Raw genomic sequence first — 11,344 nt, 5'->3', positions numbered from 1 at the left:
CTCCCCAGGACACCCGCCGTACCGCCCTTCCCGGAGTTCCCCGCGCTTTTCACCAGCCGCCTCATACGCCACCCACCTCGACCAACGCCCGCTCCAGGAACTCCCGGCAGAACCGCGCCAACGGACCCCGCCCCGCCGTGCCCGGCGGCGACTTGCCCTCGTGCGGCCGCAACAGCCCTGATTCGACCGGCACTTCACCGGCCAGCGGTAGCCCGAGGAGGCGGGACACCTCGCGGTCGTCGAGGCCGGGGGCGTACGGCCCGCGTACCGCCACGCGGAGGTCGCGCAGGACCATGCCGACGGCGGACGCCACCCGGCCGGCCGCCGCGACGGCGCGGAGTTCGGCGGGGACCACAAGGAGGCCGACGTCGAGTTGGGCGAGGGCCTCGGCGACCCCGTCGTCGATGCGGCGGGGCAGGTCGACCACGACCGTGCCGCCGCGCCGTCGGGCCGCGGCGAGCACCGCCCGCACCGCCTGCGGCGGGATAGCGACGCAGTCGCCGCGGTCCCAGCTGAGCACCCGGAGCGAGTGGAGTTCTGGGAGGGACTCCTCCAGGGCGCCGCCGCCGACCCGGCCGCGCGAGGCGGCGAACGCGGGCCAGCGCAGGCCCTCCGCCGTCTCGCCACCGAGCAGTACGTCGAGTCCGCCGCCCAGCGGATCCGCGTCCACCAGGAGCGTGCGCAGCCCCTCACGCGCGGAGGTGACGGCGAGGGCGCACGCGAGCGTGGACGCTCCGGCCCCGCCGCGGCCGCCGATCACGCCCACGGTGAGCGCGGGGCGGCCCACGCCCTCGGCCACATCGGCGATGCGGTCGACGAGCCACTGCTCGCCGTCGGGCAGCATCAGGACGTGGTCGGCGCCGATCTCGACGGCCCGCCGCCAGACCCCCGAGTCGTCCTGGTCCCGGCCGACGAGCACCACCCCGCGCCGTCGGGCGGCCCCGCGCACCCGGCGGGCGGCGTCGTCGCCGACCAGGACGAGCGGGGCCGTCTCCCAGCCGCCCTGGCGCTCCGGCACCCCGTGATGGACCTCGGGTGTCGCGCCGGCCGCCGCGCACAGGCGCAGCAGGTCGTCGAGGAGTTCGACGTCCTCGGTGACGATCAGCGGTCCGCTCTGTCGCCCTCCGGCGGCGTGCGGCGGATCGTGTGTGACGGTTCCGGCCATGTTTTCCATCCCCCATCGCTGTGTCTCTCGCGTCACCCCTGTGGCACGCGATTTCCAAAGGTGCGGAGAACCGGGGACCGGCCCTCCATATGCACGGCCGACAGAAACCGGCCAAACGCGTCCGGCAAACGGAACGGGCCATGAACTCGCCGCGAGCGAGGACGCGTTGGAATCACGGTGCGGGCAACGCGGAAATCGTGTGGATCTTGGTCGAAAACTGTGGACAACTCAGGCCCTGTGAATATCGCCTTCACCCATACCGGTGACCCCTGTGCCAGCCTCTGTACGAGTTCCGCAGCGCAGTCCGCCAACTACACATGGTGACGAGTTCTGGGCATGCAAAAGAGGCGGCATCAGCCACCTCGGGTTGGTCTCACGACCACGTACAGGGAGGGAAAACGCGTCCGGACATGCGACGACCCCCACCGGGGGGGAGAGTGGGGGTCGCCTTCACGGCCGACTCGGGGGGGGGAGGAGCCGGACCGCGTTAGCACGGTCGCGAACGATCCGTGACTTCCATGGTGTACCCGAGAGGCCTCTCAGGCAAACCCACGCGCCTCACCTTACGCCGAATGGGCTGCGCCTATGCTCTGGGTTGTGGAAAACCACTCCTTGCCCCGCACAGCGGCCTTCTTTGACCTGGACAAGACGGTCATTGCGAAGTCGAGCACGCTCACCTTCGGCAAGTCCTTCTACCAAGGCGGACTGATCAACCGCAGGGCCGCCCTGCGGACCGCCTATGCACAGTTCGTCTTCCTCACCGGCGGCGCCGACCACGACCAGATGGAGCGGATGCGGAAGTACCTGTCCGCACTCTGCCGCGGCTGGAACGTCCAGCAGGTCAAGGAGATCGTCGCCGAGACGCTGCACGACCTGATCGACCCGATCATCTACGACGAGGCGGCCTCCCTCATCGAGGAGCACCACACCGCAGGCCGCGACGTGGTGATCGTGTCCACGTCCGGCGCCGAGGTGGTCGAGCCGATCGGTGAACTTCTGGGTGCGGACCGGGTGGTGGCGACCCGCATGGTCGTGGGCGACGACGGCTGCTTCACGGGCGAGGTGGAGTACTACGCGTACGGCCCGACGAAGGCCGAGGCGATCAAGGAGCTGGCGCAGTCCGAGGGGTACGACCTCGACCGCTGCTACGCCTACAGCGACTCGGCGACCGATGTGCCGATGCTGGAGTCCGTGGGCCACCCCTACGCCGTGAACCCCGACCGCACGCTGCGCCGCGAGGCACTCGCGCGCGGGTGGCCGATTCTGGACTTCAACCGCCCGGTCCGGCTCAAGCAGCGGCTGCCCGCGCTCTCCGTACCGCCCCGCCCGGCACTGGTCGTGGCCGCGGCCGTGGGTGCCGCGGCGGCCACGGCGGGGCTCGTCTGGTACGCGAGCCGACGCAAAGCGGCGACCGTTTACGCCGGTTAGTGACCCTTTGAACATAAAAGTAAAGAACCGCGGCCAGGGGTTCCGCTTCCTCCAGGCCTGGAGTACAAAGGATTTAACGGCCCGCGAGACCAAGGACATCCGAAAGGATCACCTTAATAACGCATTTGGCCCCACGGACCGCGCATGAACACCGAGCACCCACGCGACGTCGACCCGTCGATTACGGGCCAGCCGCACCAGGTACGGGCGAAGTTCCCGACCTGATGGGCAATATTTCGAGGACGCTTGGTAACCCGGTGGAACATGCCAGCGGCGGTACGAATCCTCGTACCGCCGCACCTCTGTGAAGGCCCTCCGTAGAGGGCCGTTTTTATGTCAGGCGGCCCCGCGCTGGAGCGCCTCGCACACCGCCGTCGACTCGCGCGCCCCCAGCTCCACCGCCCTGCCGCAGTGCGCGATCCAGGCGGCCATGCCCTCCGGGGTGCCCGATACGTAACCGTCCAGCGCCGCCAGATAGGCCGCGCGCCCCAGTTCGGCGTGGCCGACCTCCGCCGGGCACACGGACTTCGGGTCGAGGCCGCTGCCGATGAGAACGATCCGCTCGGCGGTGCGCGCGACCAGGCCGTTGCGGGAAGTGAAGGGGCGCAGGGCGAGCAGTTCGCCGTGCACGACGGCGGCCGTCACCAGCGCCGGTGCCGAGCCGCCCGCGATGATCAGGTCCGCGAGTCCGTCCAGGCGTCCGGACACCTCCGCCGCGCTCGGCAGCGGCAGTTCGACGAGCGGCTCGTCGACCGGCTCGCCCTGCTGTCGCGGCCGGCCGACCGCGTCCTCGTCCCTCGCGGCCGCAACCAGGTGCAGCCGGGCGAGCACCCGGAGGGGCGACTGCCGCCAGATGGACAGCAGTTGGCCCGCCTCGGAGGACAGCCGCAGGGCCGCGCCCATCGTGCGGGCCTCCGCGTCACCGCTGAAGTCGGTGCGCCGGCGCACCTCTTCGAGTGCCCAGTCGGCCCCGGACAGCGCCGCCGAGCCACGCGCGCCGCGCAGTGCCGCCTCGGCGGTGAGCTCGTTGCTGCGGCGCCGCATGACGCGGTGCCCGTAGACCCGGTCCACGGCCTTGCGCATGGACTCGACGGACTCGGCCACTGTGGGCAGCGTGCCCAGGGCCGCGAGCGGATCGGCGGTCGCACCTGTCGTACTCATGAGTACGACAGTAGCCATCCCCGGGGCGCACCCCACGATTGAGTGGTCTTCTTCACGCACACCTGCCACGCACAGCTATGTCACGACTACGCTTCGTGAACATGAAAATTGCTTTCGTCGGGAAGGGCGGCAGCGGGAAGACCACCCTGTCCTCCCTGTTCGTCCGTCACCTCGCGGCCACCGCCCAACCGGTCGTCGCCGTCGACGCGGACATCAACCAGCACCTGGGCCCCGCCCTCGGCCTGGACGAGTCCGAGGCCGCCGCACTGCCCGCACTCGGCGAGCACCTCCCCCTGATCAAGGACTACCTGCGCGGCACCAACCCGCGCATCGCCTCCGCCGACACGATGATCAAGACCACCCCGCCCGGCGAGGGCTCCCGGCTGCTGCGCGTGCGCGAGAACAATCCGGTCTACGACGCCTGCGCGCGACCGGTGGAACTCGACGGCGGCACCGTCCGTTTGATGGTCACGGGCCCCTTCACCGACGCCGACCTGGGGGTCTCCTGCTACCACTCCAAGACGGGAGCGGTGGAGCTGTGCCTGAACCACCTGGTGGACGGGCGCGACGAGTTCGTCGTGGTGGACATGACGGCGGGCTCGGACTCCTTCGCCTCCGGCATGTTCACCCGCTTCGACATCACGTTCCTGGTGGCCGAGCCGACCCGGAAGGGGGTCTCCGTCTATCGCCAGTACAAGGAGTACGCCCGCGACTTCGGGGTCGTCCTGAAGGTCGTCGGCAACAAGGTGCGGGACCAGGACGACCTCGACTTCCTCCGCGCCGAGGTCGGGGACGACCTGCTCGTGACGGTGGGGCACTCGGACTGGGTGCGTGCCATGGAGAAGGGCCGGCCGCCCCGGTTCGAGCTCCTGGAGGACGCCAACCGCCACGCCCTGCGCCTGCTGGAGATCGCCGCCGACGCGACGTACGAACTGCGTGACTGGGAGCGCTACACGCGCCAGACGGTGCACTTCCACCTGAAGAACGCGCAGAGCTGGGGCAATGAGCGCACAGGGGCCGACCTGGCGGCGCAGGTCGACCCCGGGTTCGTGCTCGACGAGAGTGTCACCGCCTCCGCGTGAAGCAATGCGTGAGGCGCGCCCTCTCCCAACTACCGCTTACCGCCTGACCGTTGGTGCTTACCGCTTGACCGCCGGCGCCCCGGGGACGCCCTTCGGGGCCGGCGCGGGGCGGCCGGTCAGGAAGGACGTCCAGCCCGCCTTCGGTGCCTCGCCGACGTTCAGGCCGCGCAGCTTGGCCAGGGTCTGCGGGTCCTGGGCGTCCAGCCAGTCGGCCAGCTGCCGGAAGGAGACACAGCGCGTCTCGGGCTTGTTGCAGACCTTCTCGATGACCTCATCCAGGGCACGCATGTAGGTGCCGCCGTTCCAGGACTCGAAGTGGTTGCCGATGACCAGGGGCGCGCGGTTGCCGTCGTAGGCCCGGTCGAAGCCCTTGAGCAGGCCGTCACGCATCTCGTCGCCCCACTGGTCGAACTTGTCGGGGTCGCCCTGGGTCTGCGTGCCGGACTGGTTGACCATGAAGTTGTAGTCCATGGTCAGCTGCTCGTAGGAGTGGCCGGGGAAGGGGACGAGCTGCATGGACAGGTCCCACAGCCCCTCCTTCTTCTTGGGCCAGATCTGGTCGTTGACCCCGCTGGTGTCGTAGCGGAAGCCCAGCTGGCTCGCCGCCTTCATGAAGTTGGCCTGGCCCTCCAGGCAGGGCGTGCGGGCGCCGACGAGTTCCTTGTCGTAGTCGAAGGGCAGCGAAGACGCCTTCTTCATCCCGGAGTTGGTCTTCCAGGTCTTCACGAACTGCTTCGCCTGGGCGATCTCGCTCTTCCACTCGGCGACCGACCACTCGCCGACCCCGCCGTTCTTGCCGCAGAAGTGACCGTTGAAGTGGGTGCCGATCTCGTTGCCCTCCAGCCACGCCAGGCGCAGCTGCTTCACGGTGTCGGCGATGCCCTGCTCGTCGTTGAAGCCGATGTCCGAGCTGCCCGGCGAGTGCTCCGGGGGCTTGTAGAGGTCGCGCTTGTCCTCCGGCAGCACGTACACGCCGCTGAGGAAGTACGTCATGTTCGCGTGGTTGGCCTTGGAGACCTTGCGGAAGTGGGAGAACAGCTTCTGGCTGTCCTCGCCGGCGCCGTCGAAGGAGAAGACCACGAACTGCGGGGGCTTCTGGCCGGGCTTGAGCCGTTCAGGTCTGGGCAGATGCGGCTGCGCCCCGGTGTACGACGTCGAGCCGTCCCCGATCAGGCGGACTCCGCTCTTGGGTGCCGGGGCGGGCGCCGCCTTGTGCGGACCGTGCGCTCCGTGCGGGGAACCGTTGTCACCGATCGCGCAACCGGCGAGCGACGCGGCACAGGCCGCGGCGATCACGGCGCCCGCGGTGATCCTCTGGGTGGCGGCCATGTCCGCCCACCTTCTTCCTTCGTTCGGACCGACGCCGATCAGGGCGTTTTCTGGCGATGTACCGGGAATCCCGGCAGCGCCGCCAAGGTCGCACGGGGCCGAAGGTGGGATTAGTACGACAAGCCGATGAAATTTCCACTTCACTCTCTGCGGTGACTTATTAGCCCATTCGCCCGCAAAGTCTATGCTTGACCTTTACTCTGCATTACGATCCATTTACCGAGCGTTGAGATATCCCGCCGCTGCACGCCGTGACCCACGGCCGCGACCGACCCCCGCCATCGACGGGGACCACCAGTTCCGCGACCGCGCTGCCCCGGAGGAGACGGGAAGACATGTCAGCCTGCGTACCCACCCGCGCCACAGACTCGAATGCGAACGCGAATCGGACGAAGTGCGTCCACCCACCCCACAGCCCACCGCCGCCCGCGAGACGGAAGCGGCGGGGCGCGGGCGCCGATGTGTCGGCCTCCATCGCGGTCTTCCTGATCGCCCTCCCCCTGTCCCTCGGCATCGCCCTCGCCACCGGCGCGCCCCTCCAGGCCGGCCTGGTCGCCGCCGCCGCGGGCGGCCTGGTCGCCGGTCTGCTCGGCGGCTGTCCCCTCCAGGTCAGCGGCCCGGCCGCCGGACTCACCGTGGTCACCGCCGACCTGATCCACCGTTACGGATGGCGTACGACCTGCGCGATCACCGTCCTCGCCGGTCTCGCCCAACTCGCCCTGGGCTGCGTGCGCGTGGCCCGCACAGCGCTCGCCGTCAGCCCCGCGATCGTGCACGGCATGCTCGCCGGCATCGGTGTCACCATCGCCGTCGCCCAGCTGCACATCGTGCTCGGCGGCACCCCGCAGAGCTCGGTCCTCGCCAACCTCCGCGCGCTGCCTGCCCAGTTGGCGGACCTGCACCCCGCCGCCGTGGCGATGAGCGTGCTGACACTGGCCCTTCTGCTTCTGTGGCCGCGTGTCCCCGGCCGGCTGGGCCACCTGATGCGCAAGATCCCGGCCGCGCTCGTCGCCGTCGCCGGAGCCACCCTCACCGCCTCCCTCACCGGGCTGAGCCTGGCCAAGGTCGACCTGCCGTCCTGGAGCAGCCACGCGCTGGCCGGACTTCCCGAGGGCCCGGTGCTCGGGATCGCCGCCGCCGTGCTCACCACCACGCTGGTGTGCAGCGTGCAGTCGCTCCTCGGCGCCGTCGCCGTGGACAAGCTGGTCGCCGGGCAGCCCGGGCTCTCCGCCCGCGTCGGCCGCTCCGACCTGAACCGCGAACTGCTGGGCCAGGGCGCCGCCAACATCGTCTCCGGCGCGCTCGGCGGACTGCCCGTCGCGGGCGTGGCCGTACGGAGTTCGGCGAATGTGCAAGCCGGTGCCGTGAGCCGGAACTCCACGATGCTGCACGGCGTTCTCGTAGTGGTAGCCGCGCTGCTGATGGTCCCGGTGCTGGAGCTGATCCCGCTCGCCTCGCTCGCCGCACTCGTGATGGCCGTCGGCATCCAGATGGTGTCCCTGCACCACATCCGCACGGTGGCCCGCCACCGCGAAGTGCTGGTCTACGCCGTCACCACCTCCGGCGTGGTCTTCCTCGGTGTCCTGGAGGGCGTGCTCCTCGGGGTCACCGTGGCCGTCGCCGTCGCCCTCAACCGCCTTGCCCACACCCGCATCACGCACGACGAGAAGGAAGGAGTCCATTACGTACACGTCCGAGGTCAGTTGACGTTCCTCGCGGTGCCGCGGCTCAGCCGCACCCTGCATCTCGTACCCCAAGGCTCCCACGTCGTCGTGGAGTTGGACGGTTCGTTCATGGACCACGCGGCGTACGAGTCACTGCAGGACTGGCAGAACGCGCACACCGCGCGCGGAGGCACCGCCGAACTGACCGGGCGGCGTACGGGAGTTCGCGACACCGAGCCGGGCCGCACCGAGGGTGAAACAACACCGGCCGACACCGCGACCGCGTCCACCGCGTCCACCGCCTGCCGCTGCCACCCCTGGACGCCCTGGCGCAACCACCAGTGCGAGCCCTCACGGTCCGCGCCCCTGAACGACCCCGCCACCGAATCAACCGACCGTCCCGCACCGGACCCCGCCACCGCGAGCGGCACCGGCACGGACGCCCACCCCGGCGTCGGCAAGGACACCGGCCCCGGCCCCGGCGGTCACCAACTGGCCCGTGGCATCAGCGCGTTCCAGCGCAACACCGCCCCGCTCGTGCGAGGCGAGCTGGCCCGGCTGGCCAGGGAAGGGCAGCGGCCTTCGCAGCTCTTCCTGACCTGTGCCGACTCGCGGCTGGTGACGTCGATGATCACCTCCAGTGGTCCCGGCGACCTGTTCGTCGTGCGGAACGTGGGCAACCTCGTACCGCCGCCGGGCGAGGAGAGCGGGGACGACTCGGTGGCCGCCGCGATCGAGTACGCGGTGGATGTGCTGCGCGTGAGATCGATCACGGTGTGCGGGCACTCCGGGTGCGGGGCCATGCAGGCGCTGCTCAACTCCGAGCCCGGGGGCGCCCGGACGCCGCTCAAGCGGTGGCTGCGGCACGGCCTGCCGAGCCTGGAGCGGATGGCCGACGACGGCCGGCCCTGGGCGCGGCTGGCCGGAAGGGCGCCCGCCGACGCCGTAGAGCAGTTGTGTCTGACCAATGTGGTGCAGCAGTTGGAGCATCTGCGGGGGCACGAGTCGGTGGCACGGGCGTTGCGGGAGGGGGCGTTGGAGCTGCACGGGATGTATTTCCATGTCGGTGAGGCTCAGGCGTACTTGCTGACCGGGGTGGACGGAGACCAGTTGTTCGACGGTGTGGGGGTGGCGGACATGTCGGCCTGAACCTTGTTCACCCGGCGTCCGTGGGTACGAAAGACCCTCGCCACACGTCTCTGCCCGCAGGTCCGATGACAGGTCTAAACCAATATTTCGGCGACCCTTGTCATCGGACCCCCGGGTCTGATGAGCTGGCCCGGGACACAACGGACACCCTGGGAAAGGCAGATGCCGTGAGCAACGAAAGCCTGGCCAACCTGTTGCGCGAGGAGCGCAGGTTCGCACCCCCCGCCGACCTGGCGGCGAACGCCAATGTCACGGCGGAGGCGTATGAGCAGGCCAAGGCTGACCGGCTCGGCTTCTGGGCCGCGCAGGCCCGCCGCCTGAGCTGGGCGAAGGAGCCGAGCGAGACGCTGGACTGGTCGAACCCGCCGTTCGCCAAGTGGTTCAAGGACGGCACGCTCAACGTCGCGTACAACTGCGTGGACCGGCATGTCGAGGCGGGCAACGGCGATCGCGTCGCCATCCACTTCGAGGGCGAGCCCGGCGACAGCCGTGCGATCACCTACGCGGAGCTGAAGGACGAGGTCTCCAAGGCCGCGAACGCCCTGCTGGAGCTGGGAGTTCAGAAGGGCGACCGGGTCGCCGTCTACATGCCGATGATCCCGGAGACCGCGGTCGCGATGCTGGCCTGCGCGCGCATCGGCGCCGCGCACTCGGTGGTGTTCGGCGGTTTCTCGGCGGACGCGCTCGCGACCCGTATCCAGGACGCGGACGCCAAGGTCGTCATCACCACGGACGGCGGCTGGCGGCGCGGCAAGCCCTCCGCCCTCAAGCCGGCCGTGGACGACGCAGTCGACCGCGCGGACAGCGGCGTCGAGCACGTACTCGTGGTCCGCCGTACGGGCCAGGACGTCGCGTGGAACGACGAGCGGGACGTGTGGTGGCACGAGATCGTCGAACGGCAGTCGGCGGAGCACACGCCCGAGGCGTTCGAGGCGGAGCAGCCGCTGTTCATCCTCTACACCTCCGGTACTACGGGTAAGCCCAAGGGCATCCTGCACACCTCCGGCGGCTACCTCACCCAGGCCGCGTACACCCACCACGCCGTGTTCGACCTCAAGCCGGAGACCGACGTCTACTGGTGCACGGCCGACGTCGGCTGGGTCACCGGGCACTCGTACATCGTCTACGGCCCGCTCGCGAACGGCGCGACCCAGGTCATGTACGAGGGCACCCCGGACACCCCGCACCAGGGCCGCTTCTGGGAGATCGTCCAGAAGTACGGGGTGACGATCCTGTACACGGCGCCCACCGCGATCCGTACGTTCATGAAGTGGGGCGACGACATCCCCGCGAAGTTCGATCTCAGCAGCCTGCGCATCCTGGGCTCGGTCGGCGAGCCGATCAACCCCGAGGCGTGGATCTGGTACCGCAAGCACATCGGCGCCGACAAGACGCCGATCGTGGACACGTGGTGGCAGACCGAGACCGGCGCGATGATGATCTCGCCGCTGCCGGGCGTGACCGCGACCAAGCCCGGTTCCGCGCAGACGCCGCTGCCCGGCATCTCCGCGACGGTCGTCGACGACGAGGCGAACGAGGTCCCGAACGGCGGCGGCGGTTACCTCGTCCTCACCGAGCCGTGGCCGTCGATGCTGCGCACGATCTGGGGCGACGACCAGCGGTTCCTCGACACGTACTGGTCGCGGTTCCCGGGCAGGTACTTCGCCGGTGACGGCGCGAAGAAGGACGACGACGGCGACATCTGGCTGCTCGGCCGCGTGGACGACGTGATGCTCGTGTCCGGGCACAACATCTCCACCACCGAGGTCGAGTCCGCGCTCGTCTCCCACCCCGCCGTCGCCGAGGCGGCCGTGGTGGGCGCGGCGGACGAGACGACCGGGCAGGCGATCGTCGCCTTCGTCATCCTGCGCGGCACGGCGAACGCCGAGGACGAGAACCTCGTAGCCGACCTGCGCAACCACGTCGGCAGCGTGCTGGGCCCGATCGCCAAGCCCAAGCGGATCCTCCCGGTGGCCGAGCTGCCGAAGACCCGCTCCGGCAAGATCATGCGCCGCCTGCTGCGGGACGTGGCGGAGAACAGGCAGCTCGGAGACGTCACGACCCTGACCGACTCCACCGTCATGACCCTGATCCAGGACAAGCTCCCGGCCGCGCCCAGCGAGGACTGACCAAAGCAGAGCGCTGGCCTGCTCATACGACGACGAGGGGCGCCCGGCGGCGAACGTGCCGGGCGCCCCTTTCGCGCATACCGTGAGATCCGCAGGACCCATTCCGCCGCACCTTAGGTAAGCTAAGTAAAGCGTCAAGGACGCGACAAGGTGCGCCGGGAAGTCTGGTCGGCAAGTGCTCTGTGCTGCCCGCCACCCCGGAGGTCTCCCCGTGACCGCGGCGATCAGGAGGAGGAC

7 protein-coding genes are annotated in these 11,344 nt (G+C 69.8%); 4 read left to right on the top strand and 3 right to left on the bottom strand.

What is annotated here, in order from left to right; all coding sequences use genetic code 11:
* Nucleotides 1-61: 61 nt before the first annotated feature.
* The gene (gene ssd, locus AC31A1_RS36045) at nucleotides 62-1,165 is read right to left on the bottom strand and encodes a septum site-determining protein Ssd (protein WP_489657351.1); all 1,104 of its coding nucleotides are present in this window, start codon (nucleotides 1,163-1,165) and stop codon (nucleotides 62-64) included.
* Between the two features lie 585 nt (nucleotides 1,166-1,750).
* Here ssd and AC31A1_RS36040 point away from each other — a divergent pair.
* Nucleotides 1,751-2,593 (top strand): HAD family hydrolase, encoded by an 843-nt coding sequence (locus AC31A1_RS36040; RefSeq protein WP_489657350.1) that lies wholly within the window; start codon nucleotides 1,751-1,753, stop codon nucleotides 2,591-2,593.
* Nucleotides 2,594-2,929: 336 nt separating this feature from the next.
* Here the strand turns inward: AC31A1_RS36040 and AC31A1_RS36035 are convergent, their stop codons facing one another.
* A complete protein-coding gene (locus AC31A1_RS36035) occupies nucleotides 2,930-3,754 on the bottom strand; it encodes a Fic family protein (protein WP_489657349.1) in 825 nt (274 codons plus the stop codon).
* Nucleotides 3,755-3,855: 101 nt separating this feature from the next.
* Here AC31A1_RS36035 and AC31A1_RS36030 point away from each other — a divergent pair, with 101 nt between their 5' ends.
* A complete protein-coding gene (locus AC31A1_RS36030) occupies nucleotides 3,856-4,836 on the top strand; it encodes an ATP-binding protein (protein ID WP_489657348.1) in 981 nt (326 codons plus the stop codon).
* 57 nt (nucleotides 4,837-4,893) lie between these two features.
* Here AC31A1_RS36030 and AC31A1_RS36025 read toward each other — a convergent pair whose 3' ends face one another.
* Nucleotides 4,894-6,165 (bottom strand): polysaccharide deacetylase family protein, encoded by a 1,272-nt coding sequence (locus tag AC31A1_RS36025; protein ID WP_489657347.1) that lies wholly within the window; start codon nucleotides 6,163-6,165, stop codon nucleotides 4,894-4,896.
* Nucleotides 6,166-6,500: 335 nt separating this feature from the next.
* Between AC31A1_RS36025 and AC31A1_RS36020 the strand changes: the two genes are divergently transcribed.
* Together AC31A1_RS36020 and acs are read left to right on the top strand one after the other, a co-directional pair.
* Nucleotides 6,501-8,978: a bifunctional SulP family inorganic anion transporter/carbonic anhydrase gene (locus AC31A1_RS36020; protein ID WP_489657346.1), complete on the top strand. Its 2,478-nt coding sequence runs from the start codon at nucleotides 6,501-6,503 to the stop codon at nucleotides 8,976-8,978.
* Between the two features lie 167 nt (nucleotides 8,979-9,145).
* Nucleotides 9,146-11,107 carry an acetate--CoA ligase gene (acs, locus tag AC31A1_RS36015; protein WP_489657345.1) on the top strand — a complete coding sequence of 654 codons (1,962 nt, stop codon included), beginning with the start codon at nucleotides 9,146-9,148 and terminating at the stop codon, nucleotides 11,105-11,107.
* The last annotated feature ends 237 nt before the right edge of the window (nucleotides 11,108-11,344 follow it).

The organism is Streptomyces sp. P5F9, assembly GCF_057961495.1.
The sequence above is the reverse complement of the archived record's forward strand: the minus strand, read 5'-3'. Positions and strand labels throughout refer to the sequence as shown.